Below are 19598 nucleotides of genomic sequence, written 5' to 3'. Positions count from 1 at the left end.
CGCTGTCAAGGCAAGACTTTCGCGCCGCCCCCGCCGGCTCCGGCTTCCCCTTGATCCGCCGGACCGTCAGCGCCACCGTGGAGCGCAGCAAGATACCGAGGACAACGCGGCAATGACCTGGTCGATCGTGGCGCATGACGCCGACAGCGGCGCCTTCGCGGTGGCCGTCACCACCTGCGCCTTCGCCGTCGGCGCCTCCTGCCCGCATGTGCGGGCCGGGGTGGGCGCCGTCTCCACCCAGTCCTTCACCAACCGCTACCTGGCGCCCGCCGTGCTGGACGGGCTGGCGCGTGGCCTGACGCCCTCGGCCGCCATCGAGGGCGCGCTGGTGGGCGATGACGGCAAGGCGCTGCGGCAGATCCACGCCGTGGACCGGCATGGCCGCGCCGCCGCCTGGACCGGCCAGAGCTGCGTCGAATGGGCGGGCAGCCAGCAGGGGCAAGGCTTCAGCGTGGCCGGCAACATGCTGGCCAATCCGGCGGTGGTGGGCGAGACGGCGGCGACCTTCCGCTCCGGCACCGGCCTGCAGCTGCCTGAACGGCTGATGCTGGCGCTCGATGCCGGGCAGGCGGCGGGGGGCGACCGGCGCGGGCGGCAGTCGGCGGCGATGAAGCTGATCACCACCGAGGACTTCCCGGACCTTGACCTGCGCGTGGACGACCATCCCGAGCCGCTGACGGAGTTGCGCCGGCTGCTCGGCATCTGGCGCCGCGAGCGGGCGCCCTCGCTGGCCTTCTCGCCGCGCAAGGCCGATCCCGCCGGGCTGATCGACAAGGCGGTGATCGAGGCGGGATGGCGGGCGCGCGGCCTGGATCTGCGATTTCCGGGGCGCTAGGGGGGGGGCGGCGGCCCCGGGGATCCCACGAAAAAGGCCGGAGCGCGACGCGCCCCGGCCTTTTCATCCGGTCTGGCGGGCAGGGCCCGGCCGCCGGCGGATTATTTGGGCGCCAGCACCATGATCATCTGGCGGTTCTCCAGACGCGGCATCTGCTCGACCTTGGCCAGCTCGACCAGTTCGGTGCGGATGCGCTCGAGAACCTTCACGCCGAGATCCTGGTGCGCCATCTCACGGCCACGGAAGCGCAGGGTGACCTTCACCTTGTCGCCTTCCTCGAGGAAGCCCTTCGCCGCGCGCATCTTCACGTCGTAGTCGTGGTCATCAATGTTCGGGCGAACCTTGATTTCCTTGATCTCGACGATCTTCTGCTTCTTGCGGGCCTCGTTGGCCTTCTTCTGCTGCTCGTACTTGAACTTGCCGTAGTCGGTGATCTTGCACACCGGGGGGACGGCATTCGGGCTGATCTCCAGCAGATCCATGCCCGCGTCATAGGCGCGGAGCAGGGCCTCGCGCGCGCTCATGACGCCGAGCATCTCGCCATCCTGGTCGATCAGGCGAACCTGCGGGACGCGGATATCCTCATTGACCCGCGGACCGTCGCGGGTTGGCAGCTGGTTCGGGATTGGGCCTCGGGCCAGAGTCGGCTCCTGTTGCTGTGGGGGACGAAGCGGAGTGTCTTATGGTGCAGTGGTCACGCAACCGCAACCTCTGTCGGCGCCCTTAGATCGGGCGCCAGCGCCTCCGATGCAAGGGTCTCGACCGCCTCGGCCAGGCTCATGGCCACCTGCTCACGGCCCGGCAGGCGGCGCAGCACCACCCGCCCCTCCTCCGCCTCGCGCCGGCCGATCACGGCGAGCACCGGAATGCGCTGCTCGATATGGTCGACGACCTTGCGGTTGATCTTCTCGTTCCGCACGTCCAGTTCCACCGCCAGCCCGGCCTTGCGGAAGGCGGCCGCCACCTCGCGGGCATAGGGGGCCGCCTCGTCCACGATGGTCGCCACCGCCACCTGCGCCGGCGCCAGCCAGAGCGGGAAGCGCCCGGCATGCTCCTCGATCAGGATGCCGAGGAAACGCTCGAAGGAGCCGAGGATGGCGCGGTGCAGCATCACGGGCCGGTGCCGGTTGCCATCCTCGCCGACATAGACGGCGTCCAGCCGCTCGGGCAGCACGAAATCCACCTGCAGGGTGCCGCACTGCCAGTCACGGCCGATGGCGTCGCGCAGCACGAATTCCAGCTTGGGACCATAGAAGGCACCCTCGCCCGGGTTCATCTCGTACTCGACGCCGGCGATGCGGCAGGCCTCGTGCAGCGCGCCCTCGGCATGGTCCCAGACCTCGTCCGTGCCGGAGCGCTTCTCCGGCCGGTCGGAGAATTTCACCCGGAAGCTCTCGAAGCCGAAATCGCGATAGACGCGCGAAAGCAGGCTGACGAATTCAACCGTCTCCTGGGCGATCTGCGCCTCGGTGCAGAAGATATGCGCGTCGTCCTGGGTGAAGGAACGGACCCGCATGATGCCGTGCAGCGCGCCCGAGGGCTCGTAGCGGTGGCAGGCGCCGAATTCGGCCATGCGCATCGGCAGTTCGCGATAGGAGCGCAGGCCATGGTTGAAGATCTGCACATGGCAGGGGCAGTTCATCGGCTTCAGCGCCAGGATGCGGTCCTTCTCGGACTCGTCATCCACCGTCGCCAGGAACATGTTCTCCCGATACTTCTCCCAATGCCCCGAGGCCTCCCACAGCTTGCGGTCCACGAGCTGCGGGGTCCGCACCTCCTGGTAGCGCTCGGCATCCAGCCGCCGGCGCATGTAGTCCTGCACCGTGGTGTAGAGGCGCCAGCCCTTGGGGTGCCAGAAGATGCTGCCCGCCGCCTCCTCCTGGAGGTGGAACAGCCCCATCTCCTTGCCGATCTTGCGGTGGTCGCGCTTCTCGGCCTCCTCCAGCTGGTGGAGATGGGCGTCGAGCTCCTTCTGGTCGCGCCAGGCGGTCGCGTAGATGCGGGAGAGCATGGCGTTGCGATGATCGCCCCGCCAATAGGCGCCGGCCACCTTCATCAGCTTGAAGGCGGAGCCGATGTCGCCCGTGCTCCGCATGTGCGGGCCGCGGCACAGGTCCAGCCATTCGCCCTGGCGGTAGATCGAGATCACCTCGCTCTCCGGCAGGTCGCGGATCAGCTCGGCCTTGTACCGCTCGCCCCGCTTCTCGAAGAACGCGATGGCCTCGGCGCGCGGCCATTCCTCCCGCTCGAAGCTCGCGTTGCGCGCGATGATCTCGCGCATCTTCGCCTCGATCGCGGGAAAGTCCTCCGGGGTGAAGGGCTCGTTGCGCGCGAAGTCGTAGTAGAAGCCGTTCTCGATCGCCGGGCCGATGGTCACCTGGGTGCCGGGGAACAGCTCCTGCACCGCCTCGGCCAGCACATGCGCGGCGTCATGCCGGATCATCTCCAGCGCCTCGGGGTCGCGGCGGGTGATGAAGCGGATCTCGGCATCCTGGTCGATGCGCGCCGAGAGGTCGCGCAGCTGGCCGTCCACCCGCATGGCCAGCGCCGCCTTGGCGAGGCCGGGGCCGATGGCGGCGGCCACGGTCGTGCCGGTCACAGCCCCGTCGAACTGGCGGACGGACTGGTCGGGCAGCGTGATCGCAGGCATCGGAAGGGTCATCCCAGGGTTGAAATCGGGGGGTTGAAAATCGGGCCCGAAATCGGGCGGGGGACCATGCGGCGGCGCCCCCGCCCCGTCAACGAGAAAAGGCCCGCCAAGGGCTGGCAGGAGGGATGCGCGCGCCGCCTGCCGGCCAGCCGCCGCGGGCCCGGCCACGCCTCAGCCGCCGCCGGGCAGGATCCTCTGCATGAAGAGCAGGTCGAGCCAGCGATCGAACTTGCGGCCGACCTGTCGCAGCACCCCCGCCTCCTCGAAGCCCATGGCCCGGTGCAGGGCGATGGAGGGGGCGTTGGCCGCCTCGATCGCCGCCACCAGGACATGGAGCCCGAGCGCCTCGGCCCGGACCAGCAGCGCCGTCAGGAGGGCCTTGCCGAGGCCGCGACCCTGCGCCGCCGGCGCCACGTAGAGCGAATGCTCGGCCGTCAGGGCATAGCCGGCGAAGGGGCGGAAGTCGCCGAAGCTGGCGAAACCCAGCACCTCCCCCCCGGAGACCGCCACCAGCACCGGGAGGCCCCGGCCCTGGCGCTCGTGCAGCCAGGCGCGACGGGCCTCCAGCGTCGCCTCGGCGGTGTGCCAGATCGCGGTGGTCTCGCGAATCGCCTGGTTCAGGATGGCGAGGATGGCCGGCAGGTCGGCCTCGGTGGCATCGCGGATCTCGGGCATGGCGGCGGGCGTGTCCATCATGATGGAAATATATCTATCGCATAAGCCGTTAACATGTCACGCCCGTTGACCCCCGGCCGGGGGCGCCTCAGTTTGCCCCGCATCGCGCAGCAGACAAAGGACGACAGCATGCGGCAGGACATCCTTGAGGCGATCAGGGCCTATGAGCCCGAGCTGGTCGAGATCCGGCGGGACATCCACCGCCATCCCGAGACCCGCTTCGAGGAGGTGCGCACCGCCGGGCTGGTGGCCGGCAAGCTGCGGGAATGGGGGTTGGAGGTCGCCGAGGGCATCGGCGGCACCGGCGTCGTCGGTACGCTGAAGGGGCGGCGGCCCGGCCAGCGGGCCATCGGGCTGCGCGCCGACATGGATGCGCTCTTCATCCAGGAGGAGAACGACTTCGCCCATGCCTCCACCGTGCCGGGCAAGATGCACGCCTGCGGCCATGACGGCCACACCACCATGCTGCTTGGCGCCGCCCGCTACCTGGCCGGCAATCCGGACTTCGCCGGCACCGTCCATTTCATCTTCCAGCCCGCCGAGGAGGCCGGCACCGGCGCCCCCGCCATGATCCGCGACGGGCTCTTCGAGCGCTTCCCGGTGGACAGCGTCTGGGGCATGCACAACACGCCGGGCCTGCCGGTCGGGCAGTTCGCGACGCGCCCCGGCCCGATGCTGGCCGGTGCCGATTTCTGGGGCGTCACCTTCCACGGCACCGGCGGCCATGGCGGCGCGGCGCCGCATCTCGCCACCGACGCCACGGTCGTGCTCGGCCACTTCCTGCTGGCCGTGCAGACCATCCTGCCGCGCAACCTGCGCCCCATCGAGAGCGCGGCCCTCTCGGTCGGCCATGTCCAGGGCGGCAGCTTCGGCTCGCCCAACGTCATGCCGGCCAAGGTCGTGGTGCGCGGCACCGCGCGGTATTTCGAGCCCGCCGCCCAGGCCGTCATCCGGCGCCGGCTGCAGGAGCTGGCCGAGACCCTGGCGGCGGCACATGGCTGCACCGCCGAGCTGAGCTACGAGGCGCTCTGCCCGCCCACCGTCAACGCGGCCGAGAAGGTGCCGGTGGCCACGGCCGCCGCCGCCGCCCTGGTGGGCGCGGAGAAGGTGGGCGAGATCCCGCTCAGCACCGGCGGCGAGGACTTCGCCTTCATGCTGCGCGAGAAGCCCGGCGTCTTCATGCGCATCGGCAACGGCATGAATCCGGACGGCAGCTTCCACAACGTCCATACGCCGCTCTACGACTTCAACGACGAGATCCTGGCGCTTGGCGCGGCCTACTGGGCCAGCCTGGTCGGCCAGGAGCTTGGCTGGACCGAGGGGGAGGCGGCATGACCTCCCCCATCCCCTCCTCCTCCACGCGGAAGACCGCCATGCGTATCACATCCAGCCTCAAGGCCGCGTTGCTGGGCACCGCCCTGCTCGCGGCCCCCCCCGTTCTGACCCCCGCGCTGACGTCCGCCCTGGGCCAGACCCTCTCCATGGGCATCTCGGCGCCGCCGGCCAGCATCGACCCGCAGTATTACACGCTGACGCCGAGCATCCAGCTCTCCTCCCATATGTTCGAGGGGCTCACCCGGCGCGACGGCAATTCCCGCGTCATCCCGGGCCTGGCGGAATCCTGGAAGCTGGTGGACGACACCACCTGGGAATTCAGGCTCCGCCCCGGCGTCACCTTCCACAACGGCGCGCCGCTCACCGCCGAGGACGTGGCCTATTCCGTCCGCCGGCCGCCCACGGTGCAGAGCCCGAGCTCCTTCGCCGTCTATACCCGCGCCATCACCGACATCACGGTGGTCGACGATCGCACCATCCGCTTCCGCACCAACGGCGTCTATCCGCTGCTGCCGAACGACCTGACGCAGATCTTCATCATCCCGCGCTCGCTCGGCGAGGTCGCCTCCTCGGAGTTCAACAGCGGCCGCGCGGCGATCGGCACCGGCCCCTTCCGCTTCGTCTCCTACAGCCCGAACGACCGGGTGGAGATGGCGCGCAACGACGCCTACTGGGGCGACAAGCCGGAATGGGCCAAGGTCGACTACCGCATCCTGACCAATTCCGGGGCCCGCGTGGCGGCGCTGCTCTCGGGCGATGTGCAGATGATCGACAACCTGCCCACCAACGACCTGGCGCGGCTGCGCAAGGACGAGCGGGTGAAGGTGGTCGAGAACACCAGCCTGCGGCTGATCTTCCTCGGCCTCGATGTCTACCGGGACGGCGCCACGCCCGACGTGACCGGCCCGAATGGCGAAACGCTGGACAGGAACCCGCTGCAGGACCGGCGCGTGCGCGAGGCGCTCTCCATCGCCATCAACCGCCCCGCCATCGTCAGCCGCGTGATGGAGGGGGCGGCGGTGCCGGCCGGGCAGTTCATGCCGCCCGGCGCCTTTGGCTACAGCCCCGCCATCGCCGTGCCGAAGTATGATGTCGAGCGGGCCAGGGCGCTGCTGGCCGAGGCCGGCTATCCGAACGGCCTGACCGTCACGCTGCGCGGCCCGAACGACCGCTACGTGAACGACGCGCAGATCCTGCAGGTGGTGGCGCAGATGTGGACGCGCATCGGCGTGAAGACCAATGTGGACGCGCAGCCGCTGGCGACGCTGATCGGCCGGCTGAACCGCTTCGAGGCCTCGGCCTACCTGCTGGGCTGGAGCAACAGCCTGGGCGAGCCCTCCACCTCGCTCCGCGCCGTCCTGGGCTCGCGCGGCACGGCGGGGACGGGCCTGTCCAACTACGGCCGCTACTCCAACCCGCGCGTCGACGAGCTGACGCTGCAGGGCCTGCAGAGCCTGGACGAGGCGAAGCGCGAGGCGCTGCACCAGGAGGCGATGAAGGTGGCGATGGAGGATGTCGCCATCATCCCGCTGCACACCCAGAAGAGCGTCTGGGCGCTGCGGCGCGGCCTCGACTACCGGCCGCGCGTCGACGAGCAGACCCAGGCGACCGAGGTCTTCACCACGCGCTGAGCCTCACCGGGGAGGGGGCGGCGCTCCCCTCCCCGCGCCAGGATGGTCAGGCCTCGGGCGGTCAGGCCTCGGGCGGTCAGGCCGCGACGGGCAGCCGCACCGCGCTGGTCCAGCCATGCGGGTCCGGCGCCCGGCCGTACTGGATGGCGATGATGGCCTCGTAGAGCTTGCGCGTCAGCGCGCCCGTCTCGCCGCCGCCGATGGTGATGGTCTCGCCCTTGTACTGGAGCTGCCCCACCGGGGAGACCACGGCCGCGGTGCCGGTGCCCCACATCTCGGCCAGCGTGCCGTCACGCCCGGCCTGCATCACCTCCTGGATGTCGATGCGCCGCTCGGAGACGCCGAGGCCCCAGTCGCGCATCAGCGTCAGGATGGAGTTGCGGGTCACGCCGTCCAGGATGGTGCCGGCCAGCGGCGGGGTGACGATCTCGTCGCCGATCCGCATCATGATGTTCATGGTGCCGACCTCGTCGATGAAGCGGCGCTCCACGCCGTCCAGCCAGAGCACCTGGGTGAAGCCGAGCTTCTCCGCCTCCTGCTGCGCCGAGAGCGAGGCGGCGTAGTTGGCCGCCGTCTTGGCCTCGCCGAGGCCGCCCTGCACGGCGCGGACATGGGTGTCGGTGGCCAGGATGCGAACCGGCTTCACCCCTTCCTTGTAGTAGGCGCCGACCGGCGAGCAGATGACGAAGTAGGTGTAGCGGTGCGCCGGATGCACGCCGAGCATCACGTCACGGGCGATGACGGTCGGGCGGATGTAGAGCGAGGTTCCGGCGGCGCGCGGCACCCAGTCATGATCGGCGGCGACGATGGCCTCGAAGGAGGCCCGGATCAGCGCCGGATCCATCTCCGGGATGCAGAGGGCGCGGCAGGAGCGGTTGAGCCGCTCCGCGTGGCGCTGGGCGCGGAACAGGCGGATGCTGCCGTCCTCGCCGCGGAAGGCCTTCAGCCCGTCGAACACCGCCTGGCCGTAGTGCAGCACCGAGGTGGCGGGATCCAGGCTGAAGGGGCCATAGGGCACCACGCGCGGATCGTGCCAGCCCTTCCCCTCTTCATAATCCATCAGGAACATGTGGTCGGTCATGACCTTGCCGAAGCTGAGCGAGGCATCCTCGGGCCTGGGCCGCGGCTGCGTGGTCCGGGTGAAACGGATGGAAGGATCGTTGAAGGGGCTCATCGCGCCGGTTCCCGCACATATGTTTCCTGGCTTGTCATCATAGCGCAATTCTGCTGCGCGACGAGCCTCCACCCCCGGCAGATCACCCATGCGGCGAGGTTCTGTGCCGGTGGCCGCCGCTGGCGCACTTCCCGCTTGCGGGACCGCATCCTTCTGCGGCAGGAACGAGGCCAGACGGACAAGGCGCGGGCCATGTCTCCGCGCCGCCGAGCCAGGAGAGGACCGCCATGACCACGCCGCTCCCCCGCCGCGCCCTGCTGGGCCATTCCCTGGGCGCCGCCGCCCTGTCCACTTTGCCCGCGGCGGGCCCCGCCGTGGCCCAGGGAAGCACGACCCCGGGAGGCGCGACCCCCGGAAGCGCGGCCCCGGCCGCCAACTGGCCCACCCGGCCGGTGCGCTTCATCGTCCCCTTCACGCCCGCCGGCACCACCGACATCGCCGCCCGCGTCATCGCGCCCCGGCTGCAGGAACGGCTGGGCCAGCCCTTCCCCATCGAGAACCGCGCCGGGGCGGGCGGCAACATCGGCTCCGACGCCGTCGCCAAGTCCGAGCCGGACGGCTACACCATCCTGATGCAGACCGTCTCCTCGGGCGCCATCAACTACGCGCTCTACGGCAGCGAGATGGGCTACAAGCCGCAGGATCTCGCCAGTGTCGGGCTGGTGATCAAGGTGCCGAACGTCATCTTCGTCACCCCCGCCCTTCCGGTGAAGACCCTGGCGGAGCTCGTGGCACTGGCCAGGAAGGAGCCCGGCAAGCTCAATATCGGCTCCTCGGGCGCCGGCACCTCGCTGCACATGACGGGTGAGCTGCTGAAGCTCGAGGCCGGCATCAACCTCACCCATGTGCCCTTCCGCGGCGCCGGGCCGATGCTGGCCGAGATCATGTCCGGCCGCATCGAGGTCGGCGTGGACAACCTCCCCTCCGCCATCGGCCATATCCGCGACGGCCGGCTGCGGCCGCTGGCGGTCACCACGCCGGTGCGCAGCGAAGCCCTGCCCGATGTGCCGACCACCGCCGAGGCGGGATTCCCCGGTGTCGAGGCCACCGGCTGGTTCGGCGTGCAGGCCCCGGCGAGGACGCCGAGGCCGATCGTCGAGAAGCTCGGCGCGGCCATCGACGCCATCATCGCCGAGCCGGAGACCTGGGCCCGGCTGGCCGATCTCGGCGGCATGAAGCCGGGGCTGACGCCCAATGGCGGCACCAGCCCCGCGGCCTTCGAGGCCTTCGTCGCCGCCGAGGTGACGAAATGGGGCGAGGTGGTGCGCCGCTCGGGGGCCAGGGTGGAGTAGCGGCCGGGGCCGGGGGAGGCGCGGGAAAGGCCAGGCTGCCGCTTGCAGAATGGGGCCCCAGCGTCTAGCACGCGCGCAGAAAACGTTCTCGAAAGGTCGCGCAATGACGCTCTCGCGCCGCCATCTGCTGGCCGCCAGCAGCCTTCTGGCCGCCCCTGCCCTCCTCCCCGCCAGCCTGCGCGCGGAAGCCGCCTATCCCAGCCGGCCGATCCGCCTCGTCGTGCCCTTCCCCGGCGGCGGCGCCACCGACGTGACCGCCCGCGTCATCGCCGAGCGGCTCTCCCAGATGCTGGGCCAGCCCATGGTGGTGGACAACCGCCCCGGCGCCGGCGGCATGCTGGGCAGCGACATGGTCGCGAAGTCGGAGCCGGATGGCTACACGCTGCTGATGTGCACCATCGGCACGGCCAGCATCAACCAGTTCCTCTACACCAAGATGCCCTATGCGCCGAAGGACCTGACGAGCCTCGCGCTGGTCAATTCCCTGGCCAATGTCATCACCGTCCCGGCCAACAGCCCGATCAAGAGCTTCGCCGACCTGCTGAAGCAGGCCAAGGAGAAGCCCGGCGACCTCAGCTACGGCACGCCCGGCAACGGCACCTCCGGCCATATGTGCGGCGAGCTGCTCAAGCACCGCACCGGCACGGACATCTTCCATGTGCCCTATCGCGGCAGCGCCTCGGTGATCCCCGACCTGCTGGGCGACCGGCTCAACATCGCCATCGACAACCTGCCGCCCTACCTGCCGCATATCCAGGAAGGCCGTCTGCGCGCCCTGGCGGTGACCAGCAAGGCGCGCTGGTTCGCCCTGCCGGATGTGCCCTCGGTGGCCGAGAGCGGCGTCGAGGGCTTCGAGGCCGAGGCCTGGTTCGGCGTGCAGGCGCCGAGCAGGACGCCGAAGCCGATCATCGAGCGCGTCTCGGGGCTGATCCTGGAGATCCTGAAGGAGCCCGCCGCCCTGGCCAAGCTGCGCGACATCGGCAGTGAGCCGCGGCCGATGGGACCGGCCGAATTCGACGCCTTCATTGCGCGCGAGGACACCAAGTGGAAGGACGTCGTCCGCGTCTCCGGCGCGCGGCTCGACTGAACGGGGCGGCGGCCGGGGGATCGCCCCCGGCCCTGCCCTCAGACGTGGAAGCTCTCGCCGCAGCCGCAGCGGCCCTTCTCGTTCGGATTGGTGAAGGTGAAGCCGGCCGACATGGCCTTCACCTCGTAGTCCATGGTGGTGCCGATCAGGAACAGCGTCGCCTTGCGGTCCACCAGCACGGTCACGCCCCTGTCCGAAACCACCTCGTCGCCCGGGCCGGGCGCATCGGCCCAGCTCAGGTCGTAGGCCATGCCGGAGCAGCCCTTGGTCTTGACCGCGATCCGCAGCAGCCGCCCTTCATGTCCGCCGGCATAGAGGGCGCGCAGGCGTTCGGCCGCCGCCTCCGAGACCTGCATGAGGGGCGGCAGCGCGCGAGCGGGACGGAGCGTGGTGGCGGTGGTGCTCATCTCAACCTCAAGATGGCCAGCGGTCAGTACATGTTCAACGCCAGCCGGGCATCCTCGCTCATGCGCGAGGGGTCCCAGGGCGGGTCCCAGACGATCTCGACCGTGACATCGGTGACCCCGGGCACGGCGCGGACCATCTCCTCCACCTGCCCCGGAAGCTCCTGGGCGGAGGGGCAGGACGGGGTGGTCAGCGTCATCTCGACCTTCACCACGCCGTCATCGCCGATCTCGACGGCATAGATCAGCCCGAGCTCGTAGATGTTCACCGGGATCTCGGGATCATAGACATTGGCGATGGCGCCGATCACCGCGTCCTCGGAGATGCGCGGCGGCGTCTCGCCCTCCGGTGTCCAGCTTCCGTGCCGCTCCTGGGTGGCGGGGCTCCCGTCACTCACTGCTCGCCTCCTTCCCGCTGTTCTCCAGCGCCTCGTTCAGCGTGTGCCAGGCCAGGGTCGCGCATTTCACCCGGCTCGGGAACTCGGAGACGCCGCCCAGGGCCTGCAGGCGCTCCATCTCCTCCGCCAGCCCGGCGCCGCAATCGGGGCAGGCGCCGGTCATCGCCAGCTCGCGGAAGCAGTCGGACAGGTGCCGCGCCTCCTGCTGCGTCTTGCCGCGCACGGTCTCGGTCATCAGGCTGGCCGAGGCCATGGAAATGGCGCAGCCCTTGCCCTGGAAGGCGAGATCGTCCAGCCGCCCGTCCGGCGCCAGCTTCACCCAGAGCTGCATGCGATCGCCGCACATCGGGTTGTCGCCGCGGCCTTCGCGATCGAACGTCTCCAGCCGGCGGAAATTGCGCGGCTTGCGCCCGTGGTCGAGGATGACCTCCTGGTAGAGGTCCCGCAGATCGTCGAACATCAGCCGAAGAACTCCCGCGCCTTGCCGAGCGCCTCCGCCAGGTAATCGATCTCCGCCTCGGTCGTGTAGAGGCCGAAGGAGGCGCGGCAGGTGCTCTCCACTCCAAATCGGGCGTGCAGCGGCTCGGCGCAATGGCGGCCGGACCGGACCGCGATGCCGACGCGGTCCAGCAATGTCGCCAGATCATGGGAATGCGCGTTGTCGAGCGCGAAGGCGAAGACGCCGCCGCGATCCTGTGCCCGGCCGAGCAGCGAGAGCCCCTCGATCGGCGCCAGCCGCGCCATGGCGTGATCGACCAGATGCCGCTCATGCGCCTCGATGGCCGGCATGCCGATGGCCTGGACGTAGTCGATGGCCGCGTGCAGCCCGACCGCCTCGACGATGGGCGGCGTGCCGGCCTCGAACTTCGCCGGCACGGGCGCGGGCAGGAAGCCCTCCAGCGTCACCTCGCTGATCATGTCGCCGCCACCGAGGAAGGGCGGCATGGCCTCCAGCAGCGCCATCCGGCCCCAGAGCACGCCGATGCCGGTCGGGCCATAGAGCTTGTGGCCGGTGAAGACGTAGAAATCGCAGTCCAGGGCCTGGACGTCGACCTGGCGGTGGACCGCCGCCTGCGAGCCGTCGAGCAGCAGCTTCGCGCCATGCGCATGCGCCAGCGCCGCCAGCCGCCCGGCCGGCGTCACCGTGCCCAGCACGTTGGACATATGCGTGACGGCGAGGAGGCCCACCCGGCCATCGGCCAGCTTGGCCTCGACATCGGCGAGGTCCAGCTCCCCGGCATCGGTCACGCAGGCGACGCGCAGCTCGATCCCGCGCTCGGCCTTCAGCATCTGCCAGGGCACCAGATTGGCATGGTGCTCCATCTCGGAGATCAGCACCGCCTGCCCCGGCCTCAGCACGCCACGCCCGTAGCTGTGCGCCACGAGGTTGATGGCGGCTGTGGAGGAGGCGGTGAAGACGATCTCGCGCTCGCTGCCCGCGTTCAGGAAGCCGGCGACGGCGCGCCGCGCCGCCTCATAGGCCTCGGTGGCGGCCTCGGAGAGATGGTAGGCGCCCCGGTGCACATTGGCATAGGCGGTCTCCATCATCCACGTCATCGCCCGGATGACCTGGCGCGGCTTCTGGGCGGAGGCGCCGGAATCGAGGAAGACGAGATCCTTGCCGCGCACCTTCTCCGCCAGGATGGGGAAATCCCGGCGGATGCGGGCGAGATCGAAGCCGGCCGCGACCGCCCCCTCCATCACGCCGCCATCCTTTCCCACCAGCCGGCCACCGCCTCGGCCAGCGCGGCCCGCGCCGCCTCCTCGGTGACGCCCTCGACCGCCTCCTGCAGGAAGGCCTCGATCAGCATCGAGCGCGCCTGGGCGGCGGGAATGCCACGCGAGCGCAGGTAGAAGACCTGCTCCTCGTCCAGCTCGCCTACCGTGGCGCCGTGGCTGCACTTGACGTCGTCGGCGTAGATCTCCAGCTGCGGCTTGCTGTCGATCTCGGCCTGGTCCGACAGCAGCAGCGCCTGGTTCATCTGGTAGCCATCCGTGCGCTGGGCGACCTGATGGACATGGATCTTGCCCTGGAAGACGCCGCGCGACCTGCCGGCCAGCACCGTCTTGACCGTCTGGCGGCTCGGGCAGTCCGGCGCCGCGTGGTCGAGGAAGGTGGTGCAATCGCCATGCTGGCCATCGCCCAGCAGCTGCGCGCCGTTCAGATGCGCCGCCGCGCGCGGCCCGGCCAGCCGCACATGCGCCTCGCTGCGCGACAGCTTGGCGCCGGCATGCAGCAGGAAGCTGTCATAGGTGCCGCGCGCCGCGACCTCGGCGAAGACGGTGGAAAGGTGGATCGCCCCCTTCCCCTCCTGCTGCATCCGGGCGTGGGTGACATGCGCGTCCTCGCCCACCTCGACCTCGAAGACCGGGCTGTGCAGGTAGCGCCCCTCGCCATGGCCCCAGCTGCGCTCGATCAGCACGAGCTTCGCTCCGGCGCCCAGCCGGATCAGGTGGCGCGGATGCGAGGCGACCGGCCGGTCGGCACGGGTGACGGAGAGCAGCTCGATCACGCCGCCATCCTCGCCCGGCGCGAGATCGATCAGCACGCCATCCTCGAAGAGGGCGGTGTTCAGCGCCACCAGCGGCAGGTCCTCGACCCGCGCCAGGGCGCCGAGGCGGCCCTCCAGCTCCGGAAGGTGCCGCGCCAGGCTGCGCACCGGCGCGTCGGGATCGGACAGGTCCTGGCTGAACCGGCCATCGACCAGCACGACACGCCGTGGCGCCGCCGGGCGGGGCAGCGGCAGCGCGCTCTCCACCGGGGTCAGGGGCTCGCCGAAGCCGGCCTGGGTCAGGGGCGCGAGGTCGGTGTACTTCCAGGCCTCCACCCTGCGGCTGGGGAAGCCCTGGGCGCGGAAGCTCTCGGCGGCGGCCTCGCGCCGCGCCACCAGCCAGGGCAGGCCGCGGCCCGGCAGGCGGACGCGCAGCCCCTCGAAGCGATGCAGGAAGCCGGCGGCGCCGGCCTCGGTCACGGCAGGCTCGCTCACCGCGTTCATGCCGCCTGCACCGAGCCGTAGCCGCTCGCCTCCAGCTGCTGCGCCAGCTCCGGCCCGCCGGACTGCACGATGCGGCCGCCCATCAGCACGTGCACGCGGTCGGGCACGATGTAGTCCAGCAGGCGCTGGTAGTGGGTGATGACCAGCGCCGAGAAGTCCGGGCCGCGCATGGCGTTGACGCCATCGGCCACGATCTTCAGCGCGTCGATGTCGAGGCCGGAATCGGTCTCGTCCAGGATGGCGATGCGCGGCTTCAGCAGCGCCATCTGCAGCACCTCGTTGCGCTTCTTCTCACCGCCGGAGAAGCCGACATTGACGCCGCGCTTCAGCATGTCCTCGGGCATCGACAGGGCGCGCATCCGCTCCCGCGCCAGCTTGAGGAACTGCATGGCGTCCAGCTCGGCCTCGCCCTTGGCGCGCCGCTGCGCGTTCAGCGCGGTGCGCAGGAAGTTGGCATTGCCGACACCGGGCAGCTCGACCGGATACTGGAAGGCGAGGAACAGGCCGGCCGCGGCGCGCTCCTCCGGCTCCATGGCCAGCAGGTCCTGGCCCTCGAAGCTCGCGGCGCCGCCGGTGATCTCATAGCCCTCGCGTCCGGAGAGCACGTAGGACAAGGTGGACTTGCCCGAGCCGTTCGGCCCCATGATGGCGTGGATCTCGCCGGTGGGCACCTCGAGGTCGATCCCCTTCAGGATCTCCTTGCCATCAATCTCGGCGGTCAGCCCTTCGATCTTCAGCATCGCTTCCACTTCCGTCCTTGCGGCGCGCGCCCGACAGGATGGCGCCGCCCTTCATCTCGCATCTCAGTTCCGCACCGGCGTGCCGCGACGCCGGGAAAGGCCTCAGCCGACCGAGCCCTCGAGGCTGATCTGCAGCAGCTTCTGCGCCTCGACGGCGAACTCCATCGGCAGCTCCTTCAGCACCTCGCGGCAGAAGCCGTTGACGATCAGCCCGACCGCATCCTCCTCCGACAGGCCGCGCTGGCGGCAGTAGAAGAGCTGGTCCTCGGCGATGCGGCTGGTCGTCGCCTCGTGCTCGACCTTGGCGGTCATGCAGCGGTTCTCGATATAGGGCACGGTGTGCGCGCCGCACTGGTCGCCGATCAGCAGGGAGTCGCACTGGGTGAAGTTGCGCGCGCCCGACGCCTTGGGCTGGATCTTCACCAGGCCGCGATAGGTGTTCTGGCCCTTCCCGGCGCTGATCCCCTTGGAGATGATGGTCGAGCGCGTGTTGCGCCCGAGATGGATCATCTTCGTGCCGGTATCGGCCTGCTGGTGGTTGTTGGTGATGGCCACCGAGTAGAACTCGCCCACGCTCTCATCGCCCTGCAGGATGCAGGAGGGGTACTTCCAGGTGATCGCGGACCCCGTCTCGACCTGGGTCCAGGAGATCTTGGAGCGCCGGCCGCGGCAGGCGCCGCGCTTGGTGACGAAGTTGTAGATGCCGCCCTTGCCGTTCTCGTCGCCCGGATACCAGTTCTGCACCGTGCTGTACTTGATCGAGGCATCGTCCAGCGCCACCAGCTCCACCACCGCGGCGTGCAGCTGGTTCTCGTCGCGCATCGGCGCCGTGCAGCCCTCGAGGTAGGACACGGTCGCGCCCTCATCGGCGATGATCAGCGTGCGCTCGAACTGGCCGGTGCTCTTGGCGTTGATGCGGAAATAGGTGGACAGCTCCATCGGGCAGCGCACGCCCTTCGGAATGTAGACGAAGCTGCCATCGGTGAAGACGGCGCTGTTCAGCGCGGCGAAGAAGTTGTCCGCCTGCGGCACCACGCTGCCGAGATACTGGCGCACCAGCTCGGGGTGGTGCTGCACCGCCTCGGAGATGGAGCAGAAGATGATGCCCTCCTTCTCCAGCCGGCCCTTGAAGGTGGTGGCCACCGAGACGCTGTCGAACACGGCGTCCACCGCCACCGGCATGCGGCCCTCGGCCGGGCTCTCCCCCGCGCCCTCGACGCCGGCCAGGATGGCCTGCTCGCGCAGCGGGATGCCGAGCTTCTCATAGGTGCGCAGCAGCTCGGGATCGACCTCGTCGAGCGACTTCGGCCCCGGCTTCTTCACCGGCGCGGCGTAGTAGTAGGCATCCTGATAGTCGATGGGGGGATACTTCACCGCCGGCCAGCGCGGCTCCTCCATCGTCCGCCACAGCGCGAAGGCCTTCAGCCGCCAGGCGAGCAGCCATTCCGGCTCGTTCTTCCGCGCGGAGATGAAGCGGACGATGTCCTCGTTCAGCCCCTTGGGGGCGAACTCCATCTCGATCTCGGTCTCGAAGCCGTACTTGTAGGTGCCCGAGGTGACGGAGGCGACGGTATCGATGGTTTCAGTGACGGCGGGCATGGCGTGTTCCCTACTCGGCGGCGGGCGAATGGGCGGGCAGGCGGGCCGGCTGCGCCGGCGAATAAGAGCGGGCCGGCTCCGCCGGCGGGCGCGGACGGGCAGGCGGCGCGGCGGAGCATGCGGCGCGGGGCACCGCCAGATCGGCCAGGGTGATGGAGGAGAGCGCGGCGCGGATCGCCTCGTTCACCGGGTCCCAGCGGCCGCGGACGGGGCAGACCGCCTCGGCCTCGCAGCCGCCGCTGGCGCCATCGACGCAGGCGGTGAGCGCGATCGGGCCGTCGATGGCGACGATGACCTCGGACAGCGGCATGGCGGAGAGCGGCCGCGCCAGGCGATAGCCGCCACGCGCGCCGCGCAGCCCCTCGACCAGCCCGGAATGCCCCAGCGTCTTGAGCACCTTGGCCACCGTCGGCTCGGCGATGCCGGTGGCCGCGGCGAGGCCCGGCGCGGTCTGCACCCCGCCCTCGGCCTCGAGCCGCGACAGCACCACCACGGCATAATCCGTCAGTTTCGACAGCCGCAACACGCGGGCCCCTCTTCCTTGAGAATGGTTCTCAGCTAAAACGGACCTGATTCGTCCGCTTTCCGGCAGATGCGCTCGCGTCGTTGCAATGTCAAGAACTTGGCCCCTTTTCGGGCGCCGCGCATGGTGCGAGCCTGTGCGCCATGTCCGAGATCGCCCCCGCCGGCCGCCAGGCCGCTCCCGCCGCCCGCCCGGCCTTTCCGCGCCACGCCGCCACCCTGATCCTGTGGCGCCGCAACCATGCCGGGGTGGTGGAGGTGCTGATGGGGATGCGCGCCGCCGGGCACCGCTTCATGCCCAACCGGCTGGTCTTTCCAGGCGGCAGGGTGGATCTGGCGGACCGCGCCGCTGCCGCCGCCACCGAGCTGCGCTCCGCCACCCGCGCCGCGCTCGAGCACCGCGCGCCGCCGCGGCTGGCGCGCGCGCTCGCCATCGCCGCCGCGCGGGAGCTGGAGGAGGAGACGGGGCTGACGCTCGGCGGCGCGGTGCCGCGGCTGGACGGGCTGGAGTATCTCTGCCGCGCGGTGACGCCGCCGACCAGCCCGATCCGCTTCAACGCCCGCTTCCTGATCGCCCCGGCCGAGGCGGCGGAGGGGCGGCTCGCCGGCTCGGGCGAGCTGGAGGGGCTGGGTTACATGCCGCTCGACACCCTGCTCGACCTGCCGGTGGCGCCGATCACCGGCAAGGTGCTGGCCGAGTTCCGCGACTGGCTCGCCATGAGCCCGGAGCAGCGCGAGCGGCGGGCGCTGATCTGGTTCCGCGGCCGCGACAACCGGCGGGTGGACCGGCCGGAGGCGCCGGGCTAAGGGGCCCGGCGCCCGGCAGGCCCGTCAGAGCGCCGCCAGGACCGCCTGGCCGCTCGACACCTCGAAAGCGCCCGGCGCCTCGACCGCGACATGCGTCACCTTGCCATCCTTCGCCACGAGGACGAAGCGCTGGCAGCGCAGGCCGAGGCCGCGCGCCGTCAGGTCCAGCTCCAGGCCGAGCGCCCTGGTGAAGTCGGCGGCGCCGTCGGCCAGCATCACCACCTCATCCGCCACGCCCTGGTCCTTGGCCCAGGCGCGCAGCACGAAGGCGTCGTTCACCGCCATGCAGGCGATGGTGTCGACGCCCTTGGCCTTCAGCGCCCCTGCGGTCTCGAGGAAGCTGGGCAGGTGCTTGGCGGAGCAGGTGGGGGTGAAGGCGCCCGGCACGCCGAAGAGCACCACGGTCTTGCCGCCGAAGACCGCCTCGGTCGAGGTCTCGCGCGGGCCCTCCGCCGTGGCCTCGGTCAGCTTCCGCGACGGAATGGTCTCGCCGGTCTGGATGGTCATTAGGCGTTCTCCTCTTTGTGGCGCGCCTGCCGCGCCGCCAGGCCCTGCCGGCTTTTCACAGCCCGGCCCGCACTGTCAACGCGCGATCCGCCGCCGCGCCCCGCGCCCCGCCGCGCCGGACGGCCGGCATGGCGCTTGCGCGGGCCGGCCGCCGCCGCCATGTTGACAGGGTAATGGCAAGACGCGCACGCGAGGATGAGTTGCCCGACGCCTTCCGCAATGCCCAGGGGAAGCCCCTCGGGTCCGCGGCGGGCCAGGCCACCGGAAGCAGCCTGCAGGCCGGCTACCTGAACGGCCAGCTGCTGGTGGCCATGCCCGGCATGCAGGACCCCCGCTTCGCCCGGTCCGTCATCTGCCTCTGCGCCCATTCGGCGGACGGGGCGATGGGGATCGTGCTCAACAAGCCGCTCGACAGCCTCTCCTTCGAGGATCTGCTGAAGCAGCTCGAGGTGGAGCCGGCGCCGCCCCAGCGGCAAATCCGCCTGCTCGCCGGCGGGCCGGTCGAAGGCGGCCGGGGCTTCGTGCTGCACACCACCGACTGGTCGAGCGAGGGCAGCCTGAGGGTGACGGGCGATTTCGCGCTCACCGCCAGCGTCGATATCCTGAAGGCCATCGCCGGCGGCGGCGGCCCGCGCCAGGGCCTGCTGGCGCTCGGCTATGCCGGCTGGGGGCCGGGCCAGCTGGAGGAGGAGATCCAGCGCAACGCCTGGCTCAACGTCTCGGCGGACGAGGCCCTGCTGTTCGAGGGCACGGCCGAGGAGAAGTGGCGGCAGGCCCTGGCCAAGCTGCGGATCGACCCGCTGCTGCTCTCGGGTGTCGCCGGCCACGCCTGAGTCCGCCCGGCGGTCCGCCCCGCCCTGCGATCAGCCCCTCAGGCGGCTGTTTTACGTGAGCGCCCGGCCCGCGCCTTGCCAATTTCCGCGATGCCGGGTCCGCTCTAGGATGT

20 protein-coding genes are annotated in these 19598 nt (G+C 70.5%); 7 read left to right on the top strand and 13 right to left on the bottom strand.

Features of this window, described 5'->3' with window-relative positions:
• The first annotated feature begins 112 nt into the window (after positions 1–112).
• Complete coding sequence (locus tag ACF3NH_RS11455) at positions 113–835, top strand: DUF1028 domain-containing protein (RefSeq protein WP_422922904.1); 723 nt, start codon at positions 113–115, stop codon at positions 833–835.
• A 101-nt stretch (positions 836–936) separates the two neighbouring features.
• Here ACF3NH_RS11455 and infC read toward each other — a convergent pair whose 3' ends face one another.
• From infC to ACF3NH_RS11440, 3 genes are all read right to left on the bottom strand, one after another.
• Entirely contained in the window at positions 937–1449 is a 513-nt protein-coding gene (gene infC / locus ACF3NH_RS11450; protein WP_232477126.1) for a translation initiation factor IF-3, read from the bottom strand.
• Between the two features lie 80 nt (positions 1450–1529).
• On the bottom strand, positions 1530–3485 hold the full coding sequence (gene thrS / locus ACF3NH_RS11445; RefSeq protein ID WP_198366367.1) for a threonine--tRNA ligase: 1956 nt from the start codon (positions 3483–3485) through the stop codon (positions 1530–1532).
• Positions 3486–3656: 171 nt separating this feature from the next.
• Entirely contained in the window at positions 3657–4181 is a 525-nt protein-coding gene (locus tag ACF3NH_RS11440; protein WP_422922901.1) for a GNAT family N-acetyltransferase, read from the bottom strand.
• A 108-nt stretch (positions 4182–4289) separates the two neighbouring features.
• Here ACF3NH_RS11440 and ACF3NH_RS11435 point away from each other — a divergent pair, with 108 nt between their 5' ends.
• Together ACF3NH_RS11435 and ACF3NH_RS11430 are read left to right on the top strand one after the other, a co-directional pair.
• Positions 4290–5495 carry an amidohydrolase gene (locus ACF3NH_RS11435; protein ID WP_422922899.1) on the top strand — a complete coding sequence of 402 codons (1206 nt, stop codon included), beginning with the start codon at positions 4290–4292 and terminating at the stop codon, positions 5493–5495.
• Positions 5496–5533: 38 nt separating this feature from the next.
• A complete protein-coding gene (locus ACF3NH_RS11430; protein WP_422922897.1) occupies positions 5534–7126 on the top strand; it encodes an ABC transporter substrate-binding protein in 1593 nt (530 codons plus the stop codon).
• A gap of 76 nt (positions 7127–7202) precedes the next feature.
• Here ACF3NH_RS11430 and ACF3NH_RS11425 read toward each other — a convergent pair whose 3' ends face one another.
• A complete protein-coding gene (locus ACF3NH_RS11425; RefSeq protein WP_422922895.1) occupies positions 7203–8300 on the bottom strand; it encodes a branched-chain amino acid aminotransferase in 1098 nt (365 codons plus the stop codon).
• 227 nt (positions 8301–8527) lie between these two features.
• Between ACF3NH_RS11425 and ACF3NH_RS11420 the strand changes: the two genes are divergently transcribed.
• Positions 8528–9592: a Bug family tripartite tricarboxylate transporter substrate binding protein gene (locus ACF3NH_RS11420; protein ID WP_422922893.1), complete on the top strand. Its 1065-nt coding sequence runs from the start codon at positions 8528–8530 to the stop codon at positions 9590–9592.
• 103 nt (positions 9593–9695) lie between these two features.
• Positions 9696–10679: a Bug family tripartite tricarboxylate transporter substrate binding protein gene (locus ACF3NH_RS11415; protein WP_422922891.1), complete on the top strand. Its 984-nt coding sequence runs from the start codon at positions 9696–9698 to the stop codon at positions 10677–10679.
• Between the two features lie 38 nt (positions 10680–10717).
• Here the strand turns inward: ACF3NH_RS11415 and ACF3NH_RS11410 are convergent, their stop codons facing one another.
• The 8 genes from ACF3NH_RS11410 to ACF3NH_RS11375 form a co-directional block, all read right to left on the bottom strand.
• Positions 10718–11086 carry a HesB/IscA family protein gene (locus ACF3NH_RS11410; RefSeq protein ID WP_422922889.1) on the bottom strand — a complete coding sequence of 123 codons (369 nt, stop codon included), beginning with the start codon at positions 11084–11086 and terminating at the stop codon, positions 10718–10720.
• Positions 11087–11109: 23 nt separating this feature from the next.
• Positions 11110–11481 carry an SUF system Fe-S cluster assembly protein gene (locus ACF3NH_RS11405; protein WP_198366360.1) on the bottom strand — a complete coding sequence of 124 codons (372 nt, stop codon included), beginning with the start codon at positions 11479–11481 and terminating at the stop codon, positions 11110–11112.
• Positions 11474–11941, bottom strand: a complete 468-nt coding sequence (gene sufU, locus ACF3NH_RS11400) for a Fe-S cluster assembly sulfur transfer protein SufU (RefSeq protein ID WP_198366359.1) — start codon at positions 11939–11941, stop codon at positions 11474–11476. The genes ACF3NH_RS11405 and sufU overlap by 8 nt, the downstream gene beginning before the upstream one ends.
• Complete coding sequence (locus tag ACF3NH_RS11395) at positions 11941–13182, bottom strand: aminotransferase class V-fold PLP-dependent enzyme (protein ID WP_422924780.1); 1242 nt, start codon at positions 13180–13182, stop codon at positions 11941–11943. Before ACF3NH_RS11395 ends, sufU begins: the two co-directional genes overlap by 1 nt.
• A complete protein-coding gene (sufD, locus tag ACF3NH_RS11390) occupies positions 13182–14477 on the bottom strand; it encodes a Fe-S cluster assembly protein SufD (protein ID WP_422922886.1) in 1296 nt (431 codons plus the stop codon). The genes ACF3NH_RS11395 and sufD overlap by 1 nt, the downstream gene beginning before the upstream one ends.
• Entirely contained in the window at positions 14474–15217 is a 744-nt protein-coding gene (gene sufC / locus ACF3NH_RS11385; protein ID WP_422922884.1) for a Fe-S cluster assembly ATPase SufC, read from the bottom strand. Before sufC ends, sufD begins: the two co-directional genes overlap by 4 nt.
• 102 nt (positions 15218–15319) lie before the next feature.
• The gene (sufB, locus tag ACF3NH_RS11380; RefSeq protein ID WP_422922882.1) at positions 15320–16816 is read right to left on the bottom strand and encodes a Fe-S cluster assembly protein SufB; all 1497 of its coding nucleotides are present in this window, start codon (positions 16814–16816) and stop codon (positions 15320–15322) included.
• Between the two features lie 10 nt (positions 16817–16826).
• On the bottom strand, positions 16827–17342 hold the full coding sequence (locus ACF3NH_RS11375) for an SUF system Fe-S cluster assembly regulator (protein ID WP_198366349.1): 516 nt from the start codon (positions 17340–17342) through the stop codon (positions 16827–16829).
• A 140-nt stretch (positions 17343–17482) separates the two neighbouring features.
• On the opposite strand from ACF3NH_RS11375, the gene ACF3NH_RS11370 reads away from it, so the two are divergent.
• Positions 17483–18145, top strand: coding sequence for an NUDIX domain-containing protein (locus ACF3NH_RS11370; protein WP_422922880.1), 663 nt, complete (start codon positions 17483–17485; stop codon positions 18143–18145).
• Positions 18146–18169: 24 nt separating this feature from the next.
• Here the strand turns inward: ACF3NH_RS11370 and ACF3NH_RS11365 are convergent, their stop codons facing one another.
• The gene (locus ACF3NH_RS11365) at positions 18170–18652 is read right to left on the bottom strand and encodes a peroxiredoxin (protein ID WP_198366347.1); all 483 of its coding nucleotides are present in this window, start codon (positions 18650–18652) and stop codon (positions 18170–18172) included.
• A gap of 173 nt (positions 18653–18825) precedes the next feature.
• On the opposite strand from ACF3NH_RS11365, the gene ACF3NH_RS11360 reads away from it, so the two are divergent.
• Positions 18826–19485, top strand: coding sequence for a YqgE/AlgH family protein (locus ACF3NH_RS11360; RefSeq protein ID WP_198366346.1), 660 nt, complete (start codon positions 18826–18828; stop codon positions 19483–19485).
• Positions 19486–19598 lie beyond the last annotated feature (113 nt).

The sequence above is a fragment of the Pseudoroseomonas sp. WGS1072 genome (assembly GCF_049340465.1).
GTDB lineage: Bacteria > Pseudomonadota > Alphaproteobacteria > Acetobacterales > Acetobacteraceae > Pseudoroseomonas.
Note: the sequence above shows the minus strand (reverse complement) of the source record. Positions and strands in the feature narration are given on the sequence as shown.

Coding starts and splice junctions, on each gene's coding strand:
- ACF3NH_RS11370 (WP_422922880.1), top strand. CDS start 17,483: ATGTCCGAGATCGCCCCCGCCGGCCGCCAGGCCGCTCCCGCCGCCCGC.
- sufC (WP_422922884.1), bottom strand. CDS start 15,217: ATGCTGAAGATCGAAGGGCTGACCGCCGAGATTGATGGCAAGGAGATC.
- sufB (WP_422922882.1), bottom strand. CDS start 16,816: ATGCCCGCCGTCACTGAAACCATCGATACCGTCGCCTCCGTCACCTCG.
- sufD (WP_422922886.1), bottom strand. CDS start 14,477: ATGAACGCGGTGAGCGAGCCTGCCGTGACCGAGGCCGGCGCCGCCGGC.
- ACF3NH_RS11365 (WP_198366347.1), bottom strand. CDS start 18,652: ATGACCATCCAGACCGGCGAGACCATTCCGTCGCGGAAGCTGACCGAG.
- ACF3NH_RS11420 (WP_422922893.1), top strand. CDS start 8,528: ATGACCACGCCGCTCCCCCGCCGCGCCCTGCTGGGCCATTCCCTGGGC.
- thrS (WP_198366367.1), bottom strand. CDS start 3,485: ATGCCTGCGATCACGCTGCCCGACCAGTCCGTCCGCCAGTTCGACGGG.
- ACF3NH_RS11430 (WP_422922897.1), top strand. CDS start 5,534: ATGCGTATCACATCCAGCCTCAAGGCCGCGTTGCTGGGCACCGCCCTG.
- ACF3NH_RS11410 (WP_422922889.1), bottom strand. CDS start 11,086: ATGAGCACCACCGCCACCACGCTCCGTCCCGCTCGCGCGCTGCCGCCC.
- ACF3NH_RS11415 (WP_422922891.1), top strand. CDS start 9,696: ATGACGCTCTCGCGCCGCCATCTGCTGGCCGCCAGCAGCCTTCTGGCC.
- ACF3NH_RS11455 (WP_422922904.1), top strand. CDS start 113: ATGACCTGGTCGATCGTGGCGCATGACGCCGACAGCGGCGCCTTCGCG.
- ACF3NH_RS11435 (WP_422922899.1), top strand. CDS start 4,290: ATGCGGCAGGACATCCTTGAGGCGATCAGGGCCTATGAGCCCGAGCTG.
- ACF3NH_RS11360 (WP_198366346.1), top strand. CDS start 18,826: ATGGCAAGACGCGCACGCGAGGATGAGTTGCCCGACGCCTTCCGCAAT.
- ACF3NH_RS11395 (WP_422924780.1), bottom strand. CDS start 13,182: ATGGAGGGGGCGGTCGCGGCCGGCTTCGATCTCGCCCGCATCCGCCGG.
- sufU (WP_198366359.1), bottom strand. CDS start 11,941: ATGTTCGACGATCTGCGGGACCTCTACCAGGAGGTCATCCTCGACCAC.
- ACF3NH_RS11440 (WP_422922901.1), bottom strand. CDS start 4,181: ATGATGGACACGCCCGCCGCCATGCCCGAGATCCGCGATGCCACCGAG.
- ACF3NH_RS11425 (WP_422922895.1), bottom strand. CDS start 8,300: ATGAGCCCCTTCAACGATCCTTCCATCCGTTTCACCCGGACCACGCAG.